The following is a 21,615-nucleotide window of genomic DNA, read 5'->3' as shown; positions in this document are numbered from 1 at the left end:
GGGTGGATTTATGATTTTCATGTAAAGCGTTCTCCTAAAACAAGGGACGGAAATGACAACGCTAGTATAAAGGAGTGGACTGTTAATGATGCAAGAGGCTACATCGGAGACACAAGGAATGCCAAGTCCGGGAATCAGGACGGCCAAAGCCAAGAGCTTCCGTAAATCCCTAAGGAAGGACAGCTCGCTTTATTTGCTCGCTCTTCCGGGAATCGTCATTCTAATTCTTTTTGCTTATCTGCCGATGAGTGGTCTGATTCTCGTCTTTAAAAATTACAACTTCAACGACGGAATCTTCGGCAGCCCGTGGGCCGGCTTCTCTAATTTCGAGTTTTTCTTCTCTAGTATGGAAGATTCTCTTAGGGCTACACGCAACACGGTGATGTTAAATGCGCTGTATATGCTAACCGGCACGTTTTTTTCAGTGGCCATCGCCATTATTCTAAATGAGCTGCGCAGCAAATGGTTTATCAAAATCACGCAGAGCGTCATGTTTTTCCCGTATTTTATTTCCTGGATTATTATCGGAGCCATTCTGTTCTCCCTGCTGGATTACGACAAAGGCATTATGAACCAGTTGCTCCAGACATTCGGCTTCTCTCAGGTTGACTGGTATTCCAGCCCTTGGCTGTTCGTAATCATTCTCGTGCTAGCGAATATCTGGAAAAGCGCTGGTTACGGCGCCATCATCTATTATGCGGTGCTGCAAGGCATCGACACTTCCTATTATGAAGCTGCAAGAATCGATGGTGCCTCCAGATGGCAGATTATCACCAAAATTACGGTGCCAATGCTGATTCCGTCGATCATTCTGATGACGCTGCTGGGCATCGGGGGCATGCTGAAAGGCGATCTCAGTATGATTATGGGGGTAACGTTCCTGAATCCGTTGCTTCTGCCGACTACCGACATTATCGATGTGTATGTATACCGCACAGCCATCCGTTCCGGTGAATTCGGCTTTGCTTCAGCCATTACGCTCTATCAATCCGTCTTTGGTTTCATTCTGGTGCTGGTGGCCAACAAATTAGCCGGCTGGTATGACAAAGACAGCAAACTATTTTAGGAGACTGATAAGATGCAAACTACCGAAAACAAAGGCCTGCTCATTTTCTTTTACATCTGTATTGCCGTATTTTCAGTAATCTGTCTAGCGCCGTTTATTCTGGCAGTATCCGGCTCATTATCTACCGAATCCAGAATCGCCGCGGAAGGATATTCGTTCTGGCCCAGAGGCTTCACCTTTGAAACCTATGAATTCCTGTTTGGCTCCAAGGCGCAGCAGATTCTGCGGGCGTATTCCATGTCGGTGATCGTTACGGTGCTGGGTACCGTGTCGGCCGTATTGGTGACCACCGCTTATGCTTATGTCATATCCGTTAAAGGCTTCCGGCTCAAAAATTTCTTCGCCTTTTTCGCCTATTTTACAATGCTGTTCAGCGGAGGAACGCTGCCATGGTATCTGCTTAGCACCAAATATTATCATTTGGGCGATACGCTCATCGGCCTGTTCATCCCTTATGTGCTAAGCGTCTTTCTGATGTTTCTCATGGCTAACTATTTCCGCAGCATCCCGCATGAAATTGTGGAATCTGCGCAAATCGATGGTGCCGGACATCTGCGTATCTTCTTCAGCATTATGATTCCGCTGGGCCGCGTCGGACTGGTCACCATCTCGCTCTTTTACGCACTGCAATTCTGGAATGACTTCTATTTGCCACTAATGCTGGTATCCGATCAGGATCTCTATACGATTCAATATTTGATGTACAACATGATGGCGAACATTCAGTTCCTGGCTTCCGGCAACGCTGCTCAAATTGGTGGAGCTATCATCGCACCGCCACTGGAGACAGCCAAAATGGCAATGACCTGTCTGACCGTTTTGCCAATCGCCATATTATATCCTTTTCTCCAGCGCTTTTTTGTCAAAGGCATTATCGTAGGTTCAGTCAAAGGCTAATTTCCAGCAAAGATACCAAATTATGTTCGGTTGCACCGGGTTTATGCTCCCCTACTTCTTGATGTACAATGGGACTTAAGGGAGCTCGACCTTTGCAATAGATGCCTCAAACATTATGATTCTATTTCAGGAGGGTTCATCATGAAAAAGAAAAAAGGTTGGTTAAGTTTGCTCCTAGCTGCGGTGTTCTTGGTAAGTGGCTGTGCTCAGGGCAACAATGAAAGCGCTCCCCCTAGTTCTGGGACTGGAAATGAAGGTACCTCTTCCTCTACGGATAGCGGTAGTAATGACGGCAGCGCCTTGACTCCTGCCAAATTGAAAATTGTGCTGTACGGGGATGAGTCCAACCGGATGAAGGAACTAGCGAAGACATCGTTCTACGACACTATTAAGAAAGAAATCAATGCTGAGGTTGAATTTCAGTTTCTTCCTTGGACCGAATATGGCGGCGGCAAAACTGACTTAATGCTGTCTACAGGAGAAGACTTCGCAACTTATACAGATGCCAATTACATGGTAAAATCTGTGGCAAAGGGGCTTTATGCCGACCTCACTCCGTATGCCGATGCAGCAGCTGATTTGAGTAAAAATGTGGACGAGGCCTCCTTCAAAGCCTTTCAGCTGGAAGGCAAGCAGTATGCGATCCCCGTCGGCAACAAACCGAATTCTGCGGAATTCTACAGTGCACTAGTCAGACAGGATTTGCTTGAAGAAGCCGGCATGACGCAGGTTACTTCGCTGGGGGAACTAGAGCAGTTCTATGATAAGGTCCATGCCATTCATCCCGAACTGATCGGGTACGCCAACACCGATGCGCGCAGACTCCTACAATATGATTACACGGACAAAAACCTCTATTGGCAAAATGATTTTATTGCCCTGGATGAGTCTGTGAAGGATGATCAAATTATTAGCTGGTTTGAAACCGAAGAGTTCAAGAGTTATGCGAACCTTATGCACGGCTGGTATGAAAAAGGAATCATTCCGAAATATGCCGCCACCAATGTTCCGCAGCTGCAGTCTGACTGGAACTCCGGTAAAGCGATGTTCTGGGCCGGCACAGCGGCACGCCCATTCGAAGGTGCGGCAACCATCTCACAAGCAGTGCCTGATGCCAAACTGGTCAACTATTTCCTCGGCAGCGGCCGTCCAAAAATCAGCCGCGGCACTTACAGCACCGCCTTTTTTGTCTCCACCGCAGCTAAAGACCCTGAACGTTATATTATGTTCTTCAATCTGCTGCAAAAAAACCAGGAGCTGTACGACTTGTTCGCCTACGGGATAGAAGGAACAGACTATACGCTGGATGAAAACGGGCGTTTGACTAAAATAACCACTGATTCGCTGATCCCTGACTGGCTGCTGATGAACAAAAACTTCATGCGTTTCGATAACACGGTACCGGATGAGTTTATTGCAGAATATAAAGCTTGGGACGATGGAGCTATCATTTCCAAAGGTGCCGGCTTCAACTTTGACAATACACCCGTCAAGAATGAAGAAACGAAGCTGAACGGCGTATTCACTGAATACCTCGCTCCGATTGGCAGTGGCTTCAGCGATTATGACACCGCCTTCCCCAAAGCGCTGGACAGACTAAAAGCAGCGGGAATAGACAAATATATCGCTGAATACCAAAAACAATTTTCCGAATGGTACGCTAAGCAGCAGTAAGCACCGCCGCGGCAATTATCATACCGGTCAACAAAGAAGCGTGCTCCTTAATGGAGACACGCTTCTTTGGCGTCACCGAACGACGTAGCTAACAGGCAGAAAAGCGTAATAGCATGTCCGATATTATGGTACAATTTGTAATACTAAGGCGGGGTGAAAAACTTTGAGGAATATTGTTAATGATACTCAGTTTCTCAGTGAAAGAGCTACGATGATGTACTATTTTCAAGATGAATTTTACAATCCTGAGAAAACTGAAATTTTTTATTCACCATCAGGGAAGTTTAAACTTGAAATCCATCACTATAACCATGTAGTAGGTATTATTAGATATAATTATACAAAAGGAATTATTACGGATAGTGAGCATAAAACCATCGACATAATATATAGAAACTTCGGCACATTTCTATTCAGTTGGTTAGAGATAAATGGCATAGAATATCTTTTAGGTGGGTTAGATTATCAAGGGTATTCAATTGTTAATTTATCAAATAAACAAACCAAACATTATGTTCCTGAAGAGGCATATAAAGGTCATGGATTTTGCTGGGGGGAAATAATATATTTTCAACAAAAAAAATTAATAGTGATTGATGGATGCTATTGGGCATGTCCTTATGAACTTGTTTTTTATGATTTTTCTAATCCGATGAATATGCCATATAATGAATTATTTCGCGTGGAAGTTGACAGTATAACAAATTGGGATAATTGGAAAGATTACTGTAGGGTTAGATATCTTGATGGGGAAAACAACGAGAAAGAATTTGTATTTTAGAGACTACACTAACGGAAAACGATAGTGGGGGAGCTTCCTATAAGGTAGCTCTTCTTTTCTATTAAACTAACCGGTAACAACTAAGGGAATATTGGAGGAATACTTTTATTGTAATTAATGATCGAGTGTTGCCCGTTATAGGTAAATACTATAAATATTATCCCTATTATATATTAGACCAATAAACGCCTATAGCGCTATTATGTTATTTATAATAATAACGTGGAGGGATGATCTGATGTCTATTTATGATTTTCAAGCAAAGTCAATTCATGGTGAGCCTGTTGAATTGTCCATTTATCGTGGAAAAGTTCTGCTTATTCTGAACACTGCCAGTAGGTGCAGCTATTCTCGCCAATTACCTGATCTTCAAAAACTTTACGAAATTCACCATGAGCAAGGGTTTGAAATACTTGGTTTTCCTTGTAACCAATTCAACGAGAAGGAGCCAGAAAGCAACTCGGAAGTACATGAATATTGTGAGAGCAACTTTGGAGTTAAGTTTCCTTTATTTGAGAAAGTTGAGGTTAGGGGACCGTCTGCCCATCCTTTATTTCAATATCTAACACAGCAAGCACCATTTCAAGGATTCGATACTGAGACATCAGGCGGTAAATGGATGCAGGATTTTCTGCAGAAAAAGTATCCGGACATATATGCCGGCGATGGGGTTAAGTGGAATTTTTCAAAGTTTTTAATCGATAGAAACGGTCATGTATACGGTAGATACGAAACAACGACTAAACCTTTTGACATAGAGCCATTTATTGAGTCACTTCTTTTAAATTAAATGAATCCGATTGGTAATTTAACCAACAGAGAACGATAGTTTAACATAAAGGGTTTACATATTAGGCATGCAAAACATATATAGACCCTCTCCATATTTTATCGGATTACTTCCTTTATTTATGTATATATCTTTGCTGCCTGACGACGATACCGATTTCTTTCAACTGAAGCACCATCTTTTTGACTTCAATAAAAAGACAACCTTCTTCAAGAAGGTTGTCTTTTATGTGATCAAGCGCTTGCTTGTAAGCTAAGCAAACTCCCCATCGTAAGTTCTTATTCACTAATCGTTGCGTTATCGTATAAGTCAACCAATTCGTCGAAGGAGGTAATAATGACATCAGAGCCCTTCAGCTCATCCTGACGTCCGAAGCCTGCATAGGCGCAGCCGATTACGGTCTGGCCATTTCCTTTACCTGCCTGAACATCAGAAGAACGGTCCCCAACCATCCAGGCACTGCTGATCCCATGATTATCCAAAAGAATGCGTAGCAACTCGGTCTTAGTCGCAGTGCCTTGACCTCCCGCACTATACAATCCTTCGAACAACTCCTTAAGCTCATGTACCACAACGATGCTGTGAATGTAATCCTCCAGCCCGTTGCTAGCCACAAACAGCTTCACTCCGCGCTCTTTAAGCGCTGTCAGTGTCTCAACCACCTGTGGATACAGTAGTGTGCCTCCGGCTTCAAGCCCTTCAATCTCCAGCTGCAGGAGCAATTCATCCGCCCGGCGGTGCACGGCTTCATCTGCTTCAGGCATAACATTCTTCCAAATGTCTGCCAGCAACATCCCCAAGCAGCCTAGAATACGTTCTTCTGGTGGTGTAGGTCCTACGTATAGTCCCTCTTCCCGCAAAATATCGAACATTTTATGATATGCAGGCAATAAAAGACTTTCAGTCTGGAACAATGTTCCATCCATATCAAATACAATCGCTTCTGGCTTGTTCAGTTTCGCATGAACCACGTTTTGTTCCATTCCATGTACTTCGTTATTCATCTGTTGTTCCTCCCCATTCTGTTCTGCTTCAGGTAAGACATTCATCTGTGCGATATTTCCAGTACAAGCCCTATGATATATGAAATCGCTTTGTAATGTCCATGCTCTTAACTTTTTCTGTTGCAGTTTATATTTCGTTATGATATATTTCAATCTGTAATATTACAACTTGAAATATAAAGGAGAAATAACCATGTCAAATCAATTAATCATGCGCTTCCTCAAGCAGCCTGCTACCATCATTGGAATTATAACTGCACTATTGTTCCAAGTTTTTTTCAGCTTAATTTGGATTACAGGGTACGATCATGTAACGGATCGGGTAGATCAGTTGCCCATTGCTATTGTTAATGAGGATGGTACAAATGCCCAGCCTATAGTCGATGGGATTGCAGGATCACTTCAGTTCGTAACCAGACAGGATCTCCAACTAGAAAATGCAAAAGAAGCACTTGAGCATAGAGAAATCCGCATGATTATCAATATTCCCCAAGGGTTCACTGGACAGATCAGCAATCCATCTGCAAAGACTGAACTCCACTACTTCTTAAATGAATCTAATCCGCAGATGGTCAGCAATGTCATGCAGACGGTAGCATTTAAAGTCACGGCTGCAATGAACACTCAAAGCAGTAGTTCAGCACTAAGCCACACCTTGGATGCTATGAATCTGCCGCAGGCACAAGCGGAGATCATCAAAAGTGCTGCAAGCAGCCGCATTTCCGCCAACGTCGAAATCATTAACCCTACAACTAATTTTGCACAAACTATGGTTCCCTTAATGATCGTTACCGCCTCATTTACCGGTGCAATGTTACTCGCGATGAATCTCCATAAAGCTTCCTCCAACTTGTCTGGACAATTTAGTAAATGGAATCGCTTTGCAGCCCGATTTGTCATTATGGGTGGAACGGCTGTGCTTATCTCACTAGTGGGAACTATCATGGTTAACTCACTCGGTATCCACTCTAATCGTGGCTTTCTGCTTATGTGGCTGTTCGAGTTCACGGTAATTCTCTCCTGCATGATCCTTGCTCAGTTTAGTCTGCTGCTCCTCGGGGATGCTGGCGGCTGGCTAAATATTGCCCTTCTCTCCATGCAAATGTTAGCGTCCGGAGCAACTATTCCACGCGATGTGCTTTCACCTTTTTATAACTGGATCGGTCCCTTCTCACCCGCTTACTATGCAGTTAATGGTATGCTCGACCTGGTTATCGGGGGTAACGGGGTATGGAAAGATATGTTCTATTTACTCTGTATTGGGGCAACAATTGCTGTATTAAGCGTACTTGTCACTTTCCTCCGTAAAGAAACTCGGATCTCACGAGAACAAGAGCCCGTGCCAGTAAATGCGTAATTATACAGTTTGCCACTCCGGCTATGCCATTTCAAATTGAGAGCGATATGCAGTTGTGATATGGTAGGAAGTGAAAGAAAGGAGCGGCAATGATTTATGAACATACAAGATGTTATTCTGGGGATTTTAAGCGAAAAACCTCATTCTGGTTACGAGATAAAACGACATTTCGAGGAATACTTCTCATTTTTCTTCGATGCCAGCTATGGCACGATCTATCCTACCCTAAGCAAGATGGAAAAGCTGAATCTGATCACTAAAGAATCTGTGCGACAGGAAGGCAAACCCGACAAAAATGTATTCACCATTACCTCTGCCGGCTTGGATCAGTTCCACGCTTATCTACAATCACCAGCCGAAAAAGATGTTCTGCGTTCTGACTTTTTTATGCACCTGTATTTTGGGGAAAAGACGGACAAAGAGAACATAGATAATCTGCTTCGGCAAGCATTGATAGAAAAGCAGGCAATGTACGACGATCTGGAACAGAAGTTGAACCAGCTAGATTACAAGCTATCTTCCTACCAGAAGTTGTGCATGGAGCTAGGCCTCGTACAATATGATGCTTTTATCAAAAAAATCCAAAGTGTGCTAGAGTCTAAATAAAACCCGCTTTCGAAAGTACACCATAAAAAAAAGAACCGGTATTACAGGCACATCTTGTGCTTGTAATACCGGTTCTTTTTTTTGGAATCATATGTGGTATATGGATTATGCTCTATCAAAGCTTGCAATAAGTTCATCAAGAACATCTTTGCTTACCATTTTACCTTTGAAATTGATCAGGTTTTCTGAGCTTCCGGAGAAGATACAAGTTGGCTCATATTTTCTAAGGATAATCTTTTCAGCGTCTACAAAAATTTCGAGCGGGTCTTTTATGTCGATTCCCATTGTTCTACGCAGTTCAATAGGAATTACGATACGTCCCAATTCATCCACTTTTCTTACTATGCCTGTTGCTTTCATCATCGTACATCCTCCCTTGAAGTCACATTTATAATCATTCTTGCTAAAAGCTATGTACGCTTCTATATGATAGTAATGATTACGCTACTACCTAATTCTAAAGTTCTATTCATTTCCTGTCAATTATTTTTCTACATTATATGATATTATTCGACAAAATTTCGACAATGTATGATATCTGTTGAGCACCAAGAGATGAAGCCGTGTCAGAACACAAAAAAATAGGGGCTTCTCTGGAATGTCGAAATCCACCCAGAATGTAACCCTACTTGATGACAATTCTACCCTAAAATACCTTCGTTAATCTATTTGTAAATCTTGTCACTCCGCTTATCCGCAATCACAAGTAGGAAATTGTCGAAAACTAGCAAGAACGCTACTCCGTCATTTACCCAGATGTTTAGTAAGTCAAACTTAAATAGGATCTATCATTGGAATAATAATTTCGCTATGAGTAGTGTGTGTATCGAATCCTCATGTAAATACAAGGCTGATGATATCACTGTAGTGTAAATACGATGAATCCGGAAGTCGACTAACGAGGGGCTAGCAAAGAAGTTATTAATGGAGGGTATTCTAAGTGTTTGATGATTTTTGTCCCCCATTAAGAGAGTAAATAAACTATAGAATTATAAAGTTCTCCGATAAAGGTTTCATCAATCTGTTTAATATTGATAATACGTTCCTGGCATAAGCCATTTACAGCAAAAGTTGCTTGAAAGTAACCGTTTAATGGTTCAATGTCTATTTCAATATCCGTTTCTATTTTATCCGAAATATCATAGCCATATAAGACATATATCGCGATATCGTAAGATTTCTTATTCAGAATTAAGGAAAAATAGGAAGATGTCTGCGCTGAGTTTGTCTCAGGAACATAGTCTATTCCGTATAAAACTCCGATAGGGTGATTCGATGCAAAATAACTGTTATAGTTATTATTTTTAAATTGCCCTTTTAACCAGAGAATAACTTCAAAGTCAGTGTCAGCAGGGATGTAAATAGAAACCATTGGCTCTTCGATCAGCAACGGGGTGCTGTTAAGTGTGTAAATGTTGTGTATTTTGAATAAGCTATGCCATAACTTAATGTTAGTACACTGATTGTTAACTATCTTGTTCATATCTTTTCCTTGGTAATTGTCAATAAACACTACATTTTTATTGTATTTCGAAGCAATCCACTGTAATTCAACATAAGCATCAGGGTAAAGATCTCTGCTGATCACAACGAGAGTCTCAATATTTTCATTGTAAGCCAATAGGGCTGCATCAACAGCATCATAAGCCGACTCAGCGGGAATGACAATTTCACCGTGTATGTTAACGCAAAGATTCCGATTGTCCAATTTGCATTTTCCGTTCACATAGCATACTAATATATCACTTATCCAATCAGGGTCAGCATAGCAAATAAACAAGTGTTTATCGTCCCTATAGTTATTTGCCATTTTCGACAACATGAGTTTTATTTGCTGCAAGTTAGTTAGGTGAGATTTACCAATGAGTTCACATACTTTGGCTGTAATCATGGGCGCGGCAAAGCTGTTCGAGTTGCTGCACTCTTTACCATTCAAATGATGTCTAGCAAAAGCCGTAAATTCTATACCGTCGATGATATTATCATTGAGATAAAACTCCCCTTCGTGCAGCGTGTTGCTTACCTCTCTCTTAACGCCTATAACGTTTGAAAAAGAAGCTGGATATGTAATATAATCATGATTACTTGCGGCACTTACAATAACTAAGCCTTGACCAGCAACCTTGTTTATAACTCTCTGCGTTTCTAATAAATCCGCTGAGCAATGGCTTCCCAAGCTGATATTTACAACTTGGATATCATTTTGAACGCACCATTCTAGTGCACTATACAACTTCTGGATATTTCCCCTTAAGGTATCAGACAATATCTTCAAGCTATACATATAGATTTCCGGATAATAGTGCTTAATTATGCCTGCGCAGATGGTGCCGTGAGTTATTCTTTCGGGACTGTCTATTGTATAAGCGTCTATTGTGAAATCTTCATTGAAGATCAACTGTTGAACAACCGGTTCACCTAGCAAATATTCGTTGATACCATCATCAATCACGGCAATTTTCACTTTAGCTTCGATGTTCATCATCTCCTTTTACAGATCGACAAAAATAAAACCGCCTCATTGGTCACAAATCCATTGACCCAGGCGGTAGTCATGATTAAAAAAGTGATTAATCATTTAATTAAACAGGTTCTTTTTCCGCAGCATCGAATCCAGACTAGCTTGTAGCACACTATTTAAATACATGCTATCTTCTTCACCATTATTGGAGTTGTCAATAAATAACCCGAATTGTGATAGGCTAGAGCTGCTACTTAATTTACTCAACGAGTCTAACTGCTCCGCCTTTCTTTTTTTTTCTGCCTCTACTTCTTTATTAATCTTCTCCCGCTCGGCAGGTGTTAAATAATCACCAATCACCCAAAAAGTAGCTGTTCCATCCGGATGTATAATGACGCCACTGGCATCACCGGGTTTATCATTAGCGCTGGAAGCAAAATGATCCTGAATAATTGCTTCTACCCTTTTTTGCATTTGTGGATCTGTTGCCGACTGATTCAGTATATTTGGAGCAATGGTTACATTCCCTTTGCCAACACTACCAGAGTATACACTTTTCACTGCTTCATTGTTCTTTGGTATGGCTTGAACGTTGATTTTAATGTCGAATTTTTTTTCCAATTCCGTCAAAACCGCTTCCGAACTCGATGTCGATAGCGCGTCTTGAAATGAAATCTCTGAACTCTTATTTTTCTGGATTACCATTGCAGCCCCCGCACGATTCAGGCTACTGAGTGAAGCTACATTCAACAACTTAAACCAACTCCCTTATTCTTTTTTCCTGTAGAATGCGGCAAACTGTATTATTAATTCGATCTAGGCTGTTGAAGCATCCATTTAATATATCGGTTTCCGGAATTTGTATTTTTAGTTTTTCCTCAATATGTACAAATAGAACCAACAAATCCCGTGGTGAGAACTGCATCGCCTCGCCCAATAAATCTTCATAGAAGTAGTTTTCATTAAGCTTGATCTTGTCCATTCCCATTACGTCGAATAATATTTCGTTTATCTGTTCACGCACTTGATCCAGATCCATAAATATCACCCTTCTTTTATACGATTTGCATATTTTCCTGTAACAATAGAGCTTCACAGCATTCTGCTAATTTCAAAGTGTCTGTCCCATTTAACGAATTAAACAGAGGAACCTTTGACTCTAGCGATATTTGTGCAATTTTTTCATCAACCAACTTAGAATCAACCGTAAAAAACTTCAATTCTTTATCCTGTTTGCTTCTGCCCGTATCAAATTTATGATTTGACATATTAAAACAATCAATATCAAAACCTAATTTATGCTTTGTTGACACACATATCTTATCGAGAAACTCTCCATTAAAATCATCATAGGTCAAGTTCATAATACCGACATCCGGATGGATTGCACTAGCCGCCTCGAATGCAGTAATACCAAATCTATTGGTAAACAGATTATTATATACCATTGTCCCGCCTGGAATTCCGATAATCATTACATCAGGTCGTTCGTTCAATTCAATATATTTACAGAAGTGATTAAAAAGAAATATTTTATCTATCTCCGCTTCTTTATGATTAAACATAAAATCAGGAAAAGAATGAAATCCCATAATCTCACAATAAGATTTTGTCCCAATTTGACTTACTTTGTACCCTTCTTTCAAGAAATAATCCCTTAGGCTAAGCTGAACATCAAATTTATTGGATTTTTCCATAAGACTCGCCACGCAGATTATCGGAACATTAATATCCAGCAGTATTTTCTCAACGAGTTCTACTTTCGTTCTGTCAATGTCAATTCCAAAAAAACTTGTGAGTTCCACATTATTTTTCAGGCATACCTTCTTTACCATTTCAACTTCATGATCAGCACATCTGTTAAGCAGAACAATATCTTTCCCCATCTCTGCGGCTTTGATAATTGTCGGGAACACCACTTTTTCAAAACTGCATTCAAATTCACAAATCATTAACACATCAAATTCATCATCTGAAAAAGAATCTTTAACTTTTATACCCACATCCTCACCATAATAGCTGTACGCTGCATCTTTTTCATTCAGTCCAAAACCTAAAGGTGCCATTAATGAAACAAGCTCATAGTTGCCCAGTAAATTGGAGAATCTGACGACCGGACCGAAATCTGCATGATATGGATAAACAATTGCTCTTTTTTTCACCATTGTCTCCCCCATTACACTTTTTCTTTATCAAAGTCGTAGCCTAACTCTCTTAGTACGCAATAATCTTTAAACAAACTCTCAGTGTTTTCTTTAACTTTATTGCAGATACTTAATTTTTTGGCAGCAGAAAACTCACTGATATCATCGGCGGCCATTGCACAAGAAGTGCAATATCTAAAGGCCCAGCACTCTTTGCATTCTTTCTCCGTTATTGTTCCAATGTTTAGTATGTTCCGGATATTATCCAATTCAAAGCCTGTATCTATATGCCCAATCCTCATTACACTAGATGCTTCACTAACTCTTTCACAGGGATACAGAGCACCGTCAGCATTCACAAACAATCGTTGTACTCCTGGAACACACGGTCCGGAATGATGGTCTTTTTTTACATCATAGAAAGAGATTCTAAGCCTGTTATGGACATTCTCCTGGATTTGATCAAAGCTTTCCATCACCAGCTTGGATACATCATTTTTCTTAAGCCTATCAAATTTATAAAGAAATAATTTGAAAACTTCGTAATTATACATCTTGATAAAACTGTCATTGATTAAGGACTCACTTTTTTTGTAGCTACTTGCTATATCACTTGCCATAACAGCAAAGTCTTTTACGGTCTCATAGTTTGAAAAAAAGTTTGTGGAACAGCTAAAATCTGAATTTGGATCAATTACTGCATTGAACATCACTTTATCAACATAGTCTGGTGTTTTGTTTTTGATATTTTCAATATTATCCATAATAGTCTGAAAACTGCCTTTATTATTTACCGCAAAAACTCGGTTTCTATCATGCGCGACTTCATCGCCGTCCAGGCTGATCGTTAAATTAAAATCATTAGAAGATAAGAACTCTAAGGTTTCGTCGGTAATTAAAGTTGCGTTTGTAGTAAGGTTAAACGTTAGTTCTTTGCCCGCACTTTGTTCTCTGGCATAAGCAACACAAGCTTTTATTAAGTCCATTTCCAGTAAGGGCTCTCCTCCATAAAATCCAATATTAATAATTGGAGAATCTACGGAGTGCTCAATCAAAAACTTAATTGCTTTCAAAGCAACCTCTTTTTTCATTCTCTTATTGGTATGTACTCTGTGTAAGTAGCTCCCTGAATACGCGCAATAGCTGCATCTTAAATTACAGTTTTGCGTGACCTGCAAAGTTATCGAGCCAACGCTTCTGCTTAAATTGTGCTGCAAAGAGTCGCTCATGGGATGAATCATCTCAAAATCCTGTTTCTCCGCCAAAAAACCGGAATCAAATAAGTTTTGAATCTCCGGTTCCACTTGTTCAAAGTTTGAATTTCTATAGTTCAACAAAGCCTGATAAGATCTTTCATTTAATTTAAGAAATGTATTTGCATTCGCATCGAACATATATTTTCCCGTTACCGTTTCAAATAAATGAAATACTGGCACCTGAACTCCCCCCACTCTAAAAGTGAAGCAGGACAGCTTTTTTAATAAAGCCATTTAGCCATCCTGCTCTTAGCTATACTTAAGATTGCACTTACTACCCGATTCCAATAGCAGTCATCTTCATGGAGTTACCAGTATAGGTTACTTGTTTCATGGCTGCTTTGTTTGATCCGCTGGCATTGCATGTACATGCATAACAAGGACATGCACTGCAAGCTGCATATGCCTCCAACGTTTCATAATTTGCATTTGTTCTTTTTACAAGTTGTTTCATATGCCTATTCCTCCTTTCAAATCGTATTTATCTAAATATCAATATTTGATATTTAAATCACTCGAAGGGTAAACCCATTAAACGAATTGATGCTGTTGTGTGATGAGCCGATACCTTTCATTTGTATAAGACAACTTCTCATGAAGTCCAATAGCGGAGACCTGGCCTTTTTCTAAAAAGATTACTCTATCCACATGCTTCAGAATTTCCGGCCTATGACTGACTATAATCACTGTATTGTTACTGAGTGCTGTATCTAATAGATGGTTGATGGCTTGTTCAGAGTGAAGATCAAGGTTGGAGGTCGCTTCATCAAAAATCACCATAGGCCTGCTTTTTACTAATGCTCTGGCTATCGCGATTTTTTGTTTTTGTCCACCGGACAACTTGTTCCCATTAGAACCTACGACATAATCCTCAAACCGGCTTGTATCCTTCTCTAATAATTGGGTAGCCTCAATAGCCTGTCTATACTGCTCCTCATGGTTTTCACTGTAAAGTTTTATGTTATTTTCGATGGTTGTGTCAAAAAGATATATCTCTTGACTAACAGTCGAAATTAATTCCCGATATTCATTCAAATTAATAGCCTTAATATCCACTCCGTCAAATAAAATTTTTCCTGCAAGTGGTTCGTAAAACCTCTGGATTAAATTTAGGATTGTAGACTTCCCCGAACCATTCATTCCTACAATGGCCACTTTCTCATGGCTGCCAATCGTGAAATTCACATTTGACAAGATCAGTTCAGTATCATAAGCAAAGCTTACATTTTCAAACTGAATGCTCCCAAAAGGGTTGAGTCGCTTCATACCAATGTTGGCGGATTCTACATCACAAGCTTCGATTTCTTCCTCGAGCAATGAATAATACCTTCGGGCAGAAGGCATTATTCCCGACAATAAGTATCCAATATTCAACATCGATGAGATAGGAGTGGTCACATAAGCGCTATAGGTAATAAATGCAAATATACTTCCTACCGAAAGCTTTGAATCTAATATCATCGTCGATCCAGAAGCATATATTAGAAGAACTAGTCCTCCAATTAGAAATCTCTCCACAGTAATCCGCCAATTATCCAATAAACTGATTCCCATATGGGAGGTTATTACTTGATTCTGCTTGTCTGCAAATTCTTTTTCTTTGAAAATGAATAAATTAAAAAGCCTTGTTTCCTTCACACCATTCAAACTATCCTCAAACCAATGCGAATATTCTCCATCCTTCGTGATGTATTTTTCCGCAAGAGACTTTCTTTTTTTAGCAAACGATTTCAAAATTAAATATTCTATAGGGATTAAAATAAGCACAATAAGTGTAAGTTCCCAACTTATGATAAAAAGTCCAATAACTCCTCCTACCAAACTAAAACACTGACTAACAATAAAAAGCATGCTACCATCCGTTATTTGCGAAATATTCGATATATCGGTGCTAACGCGATTTAAAATTTCACTGCAGTTTTTATCAGTGAAATATTTCACTTTCACTTTCATAAGTCGATCAAATGCAGCTTTATGCAAGGAGTAGATAATATTTGAAGCTATTTTTATTCTTCGTTTTTCTTTGAGCAAATCTAAAAAGCTACTGAACATAGACAAAAGAAAGATGTAGATTGCCGTTAAAATAATGGTTCTAACATCTGATTTCATAAATCCTTCATCAATAATAATTTTGTTGAACATCGGCAAAATGGAACTAATCAAAGTAGAAAATATTAAGAGCAGAAAAATAATACATAAATTCTTTTTATGCGCTTTAAATAATCCGATAAGTTTTTCAAGGGTATCCTTATCATTCATAGAATATATCCTCTTCTACTTTCAAGCTTCGGTTTGACATTGATAACGCTATCAATATATCATATAAAAGAATATTTGGGGTAATTTGGTAGCTAATGGTTGGAATAGGAGGCTGAATGACGTTTCGTGTCAGGTTTTGGTATCTCTGAAGATTAACAAATTTAATTATGGGGGGGATGGCTTTGTTACGCATAGCCGTATGCGATGACGAGAAAAAGGAACACGATTTGCTAAAGGAATATCTCCCAAGACTTATGAAAAGCACGGCTTACTCTTTCGAGACTCAATATTTTACCTCCGGTGAGGAATTGCTTCACTATTATAATCAACAGAGTAGTTATCCTTTTCATATACTTCTAATGGATATTGAACTGAGAGGATTAAATGGAATCGAGGTTGCAAAAAAAATCCGTGCACTTCCGGATCGGGAGGTTCAAATTATATTCTTGACAAACTATCCGCAGTACGTAATGAGCAGCTTTGATGTGCAACCCTACCATTATTTGATTAAACCAGTAAACTATGAGTGTTTTGAGGCAAAGATAATAAAGCTATGTAGCTATATCATTTCTTCTGTAAATAGGTTTCTAATGATTAAAACTGAAGATGGACATATGGTGATCAAAAATTCTGACATTATTGCGATTGTTAAAATCAAACATTCCTTGGCTAAAAACCGACTAAAGATCATTACCTCTACGCAGCATTACATAATTCCAGGTACAATTTCAGAATATATAAGTAAACTAAACCGTCCATTTATGCTTATTCATCGTTCCGTTATTGTTAATCTGGAACATGTCCATAAGTTTACAGCTACTTCCGTAGTCATGCACAATCAAGAGCAGTTTCCTATTGGCCGTACTCAGGCAAAAGAGGTTAAAGAAGCCTACGCCTATTATATGATTGCACAATTCAAAGAACGAGGATGACTCTTTATCTATCAATGGTCATCATGATGTTGCTTATTCTGCTAATCAGAGAAACCATCCTTTTATTCGGTAAAATTAATGAAAACACCAAACTGACTAAAGAAAATCTGCAATTACATAAACAGATGGATTATCAACACATCAGCTATGAAAAAACCACACATTCCCTTACAAGCATCAAACAAGTTATCCATGATACGAACAAGCATTTGGTATATGTCCGGAATTGTATTCAGAACAATGAGATTCAGGAATCTATCCATCATATCAATTCAATGCTCGGTCAAATTCATCAGCCTTCTCTCAAACTATCAACAGGTAATTTGGTAATTGATTCTTTAATTGGCAACGCGCTAAATATTGCTTGTGAACACAAAATTGCTATTAAGTATGATATTCATATACACGCCGAAGCTATTGATATTGATCGGTTTGACTTATGTACCGTGATCGGGAATGTGCTGGATAATGCTCTAAACGCCGCTGCAAGAGTTCCAAAAAAAGAAGATAGATTTATTCAGCTGCTAATTTTCACTACCGATACTTCATTGTTTATCCAAGTCACCAACTCACGGAACAATTCTAGCACTATAGTGCAGCATAATTTTAAAGAGAATCCCGCTTTTCACGGATTCGGCTTAACAAATATTCAAAGTGTCACCGAAAAATACGGAGGTCATCTAGTTACTAACGCTCAAAATAATGAATTCGAAACAATCATTGTACTACCTTTTCTAAACATACTTTCAGCAGCTAAGCCAAACCTGACCGAATTAGAAAGGCAGTGAAAAAAACTATTTCCCTAGCAAGTACAGCGGCCGCTCCCCAACAGCAGACTGAAGGGGAGCAGGCCCGCCGCAAGCTTTACGAAGTAATCTCAAACAATCTCGCTGTTTTTCCTGGTGGGAGTGCCACCGTCAAAACCCCTGCCGATTGATCCCAATTCCAAGTTGAACTATGCTGCTGAGGATAGGCACAGGCGATCACTGGTTCAAATCCCTTCAGCTCTTCTATCGACAATTGGACATTTGCAGCTTCTCCGGCAATCCGCCATACTGCAACATACCGTCGTTCGCCGCGCCGCAGGCCAAGGCTGACCCATTCGCCCTCACTGTCAGGCAGGCCGAGCGGCCAGAAGGGCGTGGCGTGTGGGATATCACTGCGAATGGTTTTGTAATAATCCAGCGCTTCTTTAACTAATTTCCTGCGGTGGGGTTCAAGCTCCGCCAAATGACCGCTCTGGTGTACACGAAGCAACAGCGCATTAACCATATTGAAGATGACTTCCTCATCGTCCCCCTCGCGCAGCGGATAAGACCAAACTGCGGACTGCTCCGGTGTCAGTGCTGCCGGAGAACCTGCGGCAATCGCCGCATACTGTACATAATCCTCCTGGTCGCTGGTAGACTGGATGCTGTGTCGGCTAAGCATCGCATAATCCATGCGCATTCCCCCACTGGAACAGTTCTCGATGACAAGGTTCGGATAACGAACAAAGATGCTGTCCAACCAAGCCAGATAAGCGCGGTTATGCTGTAGCAGCCCGTCTCCGAAGCTGTCCGCATCCGTTTCTGTCCCAATGCCTGCATTGATGTTGTAATCCATTTTAATGTATCCTACACCGTACTGCTCAACCAGACGCGCAATAACACCGTTTGCATGATCAATGACTTTCGGGTTGCGGTAATCTAGCTGATAGCGGCTACGGTCCTTAACCCTTTTACCATGCCGCATGAAAAACCAGCTGTCATCAGTCTCCGCAAGCTTCGGGCTGTTGATGCCCATAACCTCCAGCTCAAGCCATAGTCCGGGAATCATCCCTTTGCTGCGGATATAGTCGAGCACATATTTAATCCCTTCCGGAAACCGATCGCTGGAAGGCTCCCACTGGCCTACACCATCCCACCACTCTCCGGGTGCATACCAGCCAGCATCAATGCAGAAATATTCACAACCTACTTCCGCGGCAGCATCAATTAAAGGCAGTAGCTTCTTAGTCGTTGGGCTCCCCCATAGGCAATTCATATAGTCATTAAAAATAATCCGCAGCAGCTCATTATCCTCATTAGGTCTGCGGATCATCCGGCGATATACCGTAAGCTGTTCTGCCGCGCTCTGAAATCCTCCCTGCACAGCACCCACAGCTGCTGGCACCGAAGTAAACTCTTCACCGGGAGCTAGCTTCAGCCACCAATGGTTGTCATGTTCTGTAGGTCCGCTGACCAGTAGTGTAAGCTGATCGTATTGATCCGTCAGCTCCCAATGCCAAGAGCCGTTATGCTCAATCTGCCAGAACAGGCTTGTCCCGCTCTCCTTATTATGCAAAACCGCCATCGGCAGAAGTTCCGCTGCTGACCAAGAGCCTGTATTGCTTGCGGCAATTCGTTTGGAGCCACGGTCTGCCAAATGATACATCCCGAGCTCAGGCAGCCGGTAGGTCCGCCACTGAAGTTCACTCTGCCATCCGCTGTGGGCAAGGGTTACTTCAATCTTATCATTGCGCTCCCTGCCCCCCTCTTTGTCTACACCTGTAAGAGCAAAGGAGGAGATGTATTCCACTGCCACCTCAGCTTCTCCAGCATTATTTAACACTGACCAGCTTCGAACGATTTGCACACCCTTATAGAATTGAAAATGCTGCACTGCCTGGATTCCTGTAATCGGATCAGCCAAGCTAAGCTCCAATTTACGCCCGAGCGCATTCACTGTATCGCTGTGTCCCGCATATACCATCCGAAGACCCGGATAGGATGCTCGGTGTGTGCGCCCGTGATATTCGGCGCGGTCTTCGCCCGATAATTGCAGCTCCAGCAGCCGGAAGCCTTGCTTGTTCTTATCCGCTATGGCTGCTTCCAAAGGTGCCGCGCCAAAATGCAATAGCCGAACATCTTGATCTTCCGTAACTTCAATCGTAAGATATAGTCCATTTTCAATGATTTCAATCATTTTGCTATTCACAATAATGTACCTCCTGACTTTGTCTCAGTATCTTCTTATGATTATATAACATATAAAAAAGGGACGGTTCTCCAGTAAGTGAATCTTACCTTGGAGCCCGCCCCCTGATCTCAACCTAGTTATTCTGCCGATCCGAATTGAATCCAAGCTTTTTGAATTTCATCGATGGCTTGATCCTTAGTTTTGCTTCCGCCGATGTAAGCCTGCATGAGCTCACCAAATTTTTGGTGGAAGGTATCCAGAGAGTAGTTCACGGACAGGTCGCCGGATTTCTCTGTTTTGAGGATTTCTTCCATTTCTTTTGGCATTTGCAGGTCAGGCATTGGAGCATCCTTAATTGGAGGAATAACCTTTGCTACTGTAGAGAACCAGTTCTTACCGTATTCAGAAGTATACAGCCAGTTGAAGAACTCAATAGTCTCACCAGCTACAGCAGAATCCTTATTGATACGCAGGGCCTGATCCGCACCCGTAATGATCTGGGACTGTTCAGCCTTGTCGCTGACTGGGTAACCCATAATGCCCAGGTCGAAGTCAGGTGTGATTTTCTTAATGGCTTCTTCATCCCATGCGCCTTTACCCGTCATGAACGCTGTTTTGCCGGATGCAAAGTCGCTGACTTCAGCATTGCTGTCCCGTTCAAGCGGTTTGTCTGTGCCATGTTTAACAGTAGTATCAACGAAGCTGAAAAAGTTATTGTACAGCACCGGGTGATCCTTGATCGTGGTTTTTCCGGCAATAAAATCATTTACTAGTGTCTTAGCATCCGTACCCGCATCTTGGGCTGCCGCATCTACGAAATGTTGGAAGATATGTTTCCATACCCACCACTCTTTATAGGCGTTGGCAAAAGGAGTAATACCTTTAGCTTCAAGCTTAGTAATCGCATCGTCCATTTGGGCTGTTGTCTTAGGAACTTCTGTAATCCCAGCATCAGCCAACAGTTTCTTATTGTACATCAGGACAAATAGATTCCCTTTTACCGGAAGACCGAGCACTTTACCGTCCGTAGAACTCATGTTAGAACGCACTGCATCGGTCATCGCCGCAGCCAGTGGCTCATTAGTTAGGTCAGCACTATACTCCGCAAAGGTATCAATATCTCCGCCCGCTGTGGTCTGGAATACGTCAGGTGTACTTCCCGCAGCAATCTTCGATTTGAGCACCGTATTGTAGTCAGCCTGCATAATCTCCAGATTAATCGTCACATTCGGTTTAACTTTCTTGTACTCGGCAATATAAGCGTTAAAAGCATCAGTGTACTCGGGTGATGCGGTGAACATATTAATCGTGACCGGCTTGCCAGAATCTGTGGCAGGAGTATTCCCTGTTCCGCTATTGTCAGCGGCATTGTTGTTTCCGCCGCAACCCGCCAGTAATCCGCCGACGAGCAGCAGACTCGCAGATAAAGCCATAAATCTTTTTAACAT

20 protein-coding genes are annotated in these 21,615 nt (G+C 41.1%); 9 read left to right on the top strand and 11 right to left on the bottom strand.

The features are described 5' to 3' along the window. Positions 1–85: 85 nt before the first annotated feature. From NSS82_RS10630 to NSS82_RS10610, 5 genes are all read left to right on the top strand, one after another. Complete coding sequence (locus tag NSS82_RS10630; protein ID WP_051491306.1) at positions 86–1,066, top strand: ABC transporter permease; 981 nt, start codon at positions 86–88, stop codon at positions 1,064–1,066. A 12-nt stretch (positions 1,067–1,078) separates the two neighbouring features. Next, entirely contained in the window at positions 1,079–1,963 is an 885-nt protein-coding gene (locus NSS82_RS10625) for a carbohydrate ABC transporter permease (RefSeq protein ID WP_036684008.1), read from the top strand. Positions 1,964–2,104: 141 nt separating this feature from the next. Then, on the top strand, positions 2,105–3,637 hold the full coding sequence (locus NSS82_RS10620) for a DUF3502 domain-containing protein (RefSeq protein ID WP_076104091.1): 1,533 nt from the start codon (positions 2,105–2,107) through the stop codon (positions 3,635–3,637). A gap of 163 nt (positions 3,638–3,800) precedes the next feature. After that, the gene (locus NSS82_RS10615; RefSeq protein WP_076296036.1) at positions 3,801–4,418 is read left to right on the top strand and encodes a hypothetical protein; all 618 of its coding nucleotides are present in this window, start codon (positions 3,801–3,803) and stop codon (positions 4,416–4,418) included. 238 nt (positions 4,419–4,656) lie between these two features. Further along, positions 4,657–5,208, top strand: a complete 552-nt coding sequence (locus tag NSS82_RS10610; protein WP_076272466.1) for a glutathione peroxidase — start codon at positions 4,657–4,659, stop codon at positions 5,206–5,208. Between the two features lie 278 nt (positions 5,209–5,486). Here NSS82_RS10610 and NSS82_RS10605 read toward each other — a convergent pair whose 3' ends face one another. After that, on the bottom strand, positions 5,487–6,212 hold the full coding sequence (locus NSS82_RS10605) for an HAD family hydrolase (protein ID WP_370511303.1): 726 nt from the start codon (positions 6,210–6,212) through the stop codon (positions 5,487–5,489). Positions 6,213–6,405: 193 nt separating this feature from the next. On the opposite strand from NSS82_RS10605, the gene NSS82_RS10600 reads away from it, so the two are divergent. Next, a complete protein-coding gene (locus tag NSS82_RS10600) occupies positions 6,406–7,569 on the top strand; it encodes a YhgE/Pip domain-containing protein (RefSeq protein ID WP_076272467.1) in 1,164 nt (387 codons plus the stop codon). 96 nt (positions 7,570–7,665) lie between these two features. After that, a complete protein-coding gene (locus NSS82_RS10595) occupies positions 7,666–8,175 on the top strand; it encodes a PadR family transcriptional regulator (protein WP_036684013.1) in 510 nt (169 codons plus the stop codon). Between the two features lie 105 nt (positions 8,176–8,280). Here NSS82_RS10595 and NSS82_RS10590 read toward each other — a convergent pair whose 3' ends face one another. The 8 genes from NSS82_RS10590 to NSS82_RS10555 form a co-directional block, all read right to left on the bottom strand. Further along, the gene (locus NSS82_RS10590) at positions 8,281–8,538 is read right to left on the bottom strand and encodes an AbrB/MazE/SpoVT family DNA-binding domain-containing protein (protein ID WP_036684015.1); all 258 of its coding nucleotides are present in this window, start codon (positions 8,536–8,538) and stop codon (positions 8,281–8,283) included. 601 nt (positions 8,539–9,139) lie between these two features. After that, positions 9,140–10,660: a S8 family serine peptidase gene (locus NSS82_RS10585; protein WP_081386578.1), complete on the bottom strand. Its 1,521-nt coding sequence runs from the start codon at positions 10,658–10,660 to the stop codon at positions 9,140–9,142. 93 nt (positions 10,661–10,753) lie between these two features. After that, positions 10,754–11,389, bottom strand: coding sequence for a DUF6033 family protein (locus NSS82_RS10580; RefSeq protein WP_036684019.1), 636 nt, complete (start codon positions 11,387–11,389; stop codon positions 10,754–10,756). 1 nt (position 11,390) lies between these two features. Next, positions 11,391–11,675 carry a hypothetical protein gene (locus NSS82_RS10575; RefSeq protein ID WP_036684022.1) on the bottom strand — a complete coding sequence of 95 codons (285 nt, stop codon included), beginning with the start codon at positions 11,673–11,675 and terminating at the stop codon, positions 11,391–11,393. Between the two features lie 16 nt (positions 11,676–11,691). Continuing rightward, positions 11,692–12,801, bottom strand: a complete 1,110-nt coding sequence (locus tag NSS82_RS10570; RefSeq protein ID WP_036684025.1) for a TIGR04066 family peptide maturation system protein — start codon at positions 12,799–12,801, stop codon at positions 11,692–11,694. Positions 12,802–12,812: 11 nt separating this feature from the next. Then, positions 12,813–14,270, bottom strand: coding sequence for a Cys-rich peptide radical SAM maturase CcpM (gene ccpM, locus NSS82_RS10565; protein ID WP_217904434.1), 1,458 nt, complete (start codon positions 14,268–14,270; stop codon positions 12,813–12,815). 40 nt (positions 14,271–14,310) lie between these two features. After that, positions 14,311–14,490, bottom strand: a complete 180-nt coding sequence (locus NSS82_RS10560) for a CLI_3235 family bacteriocin precursor (protein ID WP_036684027.1) — start codon at positions 14,488–14,490, stop codon at positions 14,311–14,313. Positions 14,491–14,567: 77 nt separating this feature from the next. Then, on the bottom strand, positions 14,568–16,295 hold the full coding sequence (locus tag NSS82_RS10555; protein ID WP_036684028.1) for an ABC transporter ATP-binding protein: 1,728 nt from the start codon (positions 16,293–16,295) through the stop codon (positions 14,568–14,570). Positions 16,296–16,477: 182 nt separating this feature from the next. On the opposite strand from NSS82_RS10555, the gene NSS82_RS10550 reads away from it, so the two are divergent. Next, a complete protein-coding gene (locus tag NSS82_RS10550; RefSeq protein ID WP_036684030.1) occupies positions 16,478–17,227 on the top strand; it encodes a LytR/AlgR family response regulator transcription factor in 750 nt (249 codons plus the stop codon). 23 nt (positions 17,228–17,250) lie between these two features. Next, positions 17,251–18,015, top strand: a complete 765-nt coding sequence (locus NSS82_RS10545) for a sensor histidine kinase (protein ID WP_169744752.1) — start codon at positions 17,251–17,253, stop codon at positions 18,013–18,015. 76 nt (positions 18,016–18,091) lie between these two features. Here NSS82_RS10545 and NSS82_RS10540 read toward each other — a convergent pair whose 3' ends face one another. Then, positions 18,092–20,173 (bottom strand): glycoside hydrolase family 36 protein, encoded by a 2,082-nt coding sequence (locus tag NSS82_RS10540; protein WP_076099998.1) that lies wholly within the window; start codon positions 20,171–20,173, stop codon positions 18,092–18,094. Between the two features lie 131 nt (positions 20,174–20,304). Beyond that, entirely contained in the window at positions 20,305–21,615 is a 1,311-nt protein-coding gene (locus NSS82_RS10535; protein ID WP_036684033.1) for an ABC transporter substrate-binding protein, read from the bottom strand.

The sequence above is a fragment of the Paenibacillus sp. FSL H7-0735 genome (assembly GCF_038008505.1).
In the GTDB taxonomy this organism is placed as follows: Bacteria; Bacillota; Bacilli; order Paenibacillales; family Paenibacillaceae; genus Paenibacillus_AQ; species Paenibacillus_AQ odorifer.
Note: the sequence above shows the minus strand (reverse complement) of the source record. Positions and strands in the feature narration are given on the sequence as shown.